Annotated in this window: 1 protein-coding gene; it reads right to left on the reverse strand. The window is 61.6% G+C overall.

What is annotated here, in order from left to right:
* Positions 1 to 42: 42 nt before the first annotated feature.
* Positions 43 to 1,228 (reverse strand): bifunctional tetrahydrofolate synthase/dihydrofolate synthase (gene folC, locus CUC53_RS18270; RefSeq protein ID WP_100295406.1); only part of this gene is annotated, 1,186 nt, incomplete at its 5' end.

Raw genomic sequence — 1,228 nt, forward strand, 5'->3', positions numbered from 1 at the left:
TCTTTATACGATGTGGGTTTACAACGGCTTATTTACAACAGATCAGGATGCGGCGGGGACCGCGTGACTGGCGACCTGCGCCAAAATGTCGGCAACAGTGTAAAACGAACCAAACACAATGACTATATCGTCTGCGCCTGCGGCGGCAAGGGCGCACTGATATGCGGCAGTCACAGAATCAAACTGCTGGACCTGGGTCATTCGGTTACCAAGCGCAGTGGCAAGCTGCGCTGCCGTCGCTGCCCGGGGGCCGTTCAGGCTAGCCAGATACCAGCTGTCAATCAAGCCATCGAGCTCGGTCAGCGATCCCGCCATGTCCTTGTCTTTGAGCATGCCGACCACGGCGCGGCGCACACCCGTGCAGGGGATGTTACCCAGTTGAGCGGCCAGATAAGCCGCCGAGTGGGGGTTGTGAGCCACATCGACGATAACCAACGGCGCGCTTTGCAGCGGCTGCATCCGACCGGCCAGCCGCGCATTAGCCAACCCGTCACGAATAGCGGACTCCGCTAGCGGCAAACCGAGGGACTCCAGTGCCGCCAGCACGGTCACTGCGTTCATCAGTGGCAATACCGGCTTTGGCAAGTTGCGCCACAGATTGAGGCCCTGATAATCCCAGCTGAACTCATGCTCTGTGCCAGAGAAGTCGACCCCCACCTGACGCAGGCTGGCGCCGAGGCGCTGCGCTTCGTTGGCGATAGTCACAGGCGGGTTAGGCTCGCCACTGATGGCGGGTTTGCCGGCGCGATACACCCCAGCCTTCTCCACCGCAACTGCTTCGCGGGTATCCCCCAACCAGTCGCAGTGATCGAGGGCAATGGAGGTGATCATCGCCACATCGGACTCCACCACATTGGTGGCATCGAGTCGGCCGCCCAGCCCCACTTCCAGCAGTAGCACATCCGGTGCGGCGCGGCGAAACAGCCAAAGCGCGGCCAGGGTGGCAAACTCGAAGAAGGTGAGCGCAATCTCACCGCGTGCCACCTCCACCTCGGCAAAGGCAGCACAATGATCACTATCGGCCAGCTCTTGGCCGTTAACCCGCACCCGCTCGGTAAAGCGCAGTAAATGGGGAGAGGAGTAGACGCCGACCTGGTAGCCTGCGGCCAGCAGAATGCTGGCAGCCATGGCACAGCTGGAGCCCTTGCCGTTGGTGCCGGCTACCGTGATCACTTTGCACGGCAACTGGGTGAGGCTCATGCGCCGAGCGACTGTGCCGACCCGTTCC

The organism is Aeromonas cavernicola, from assembly GCF_002795305.1.
Lineage (GTDB): Bacteria > Pseudomonadota > Gammaproteobacteria > Enterobacterales > Aeromonadaceae > Aeromonas > Aeromonas cavernicola.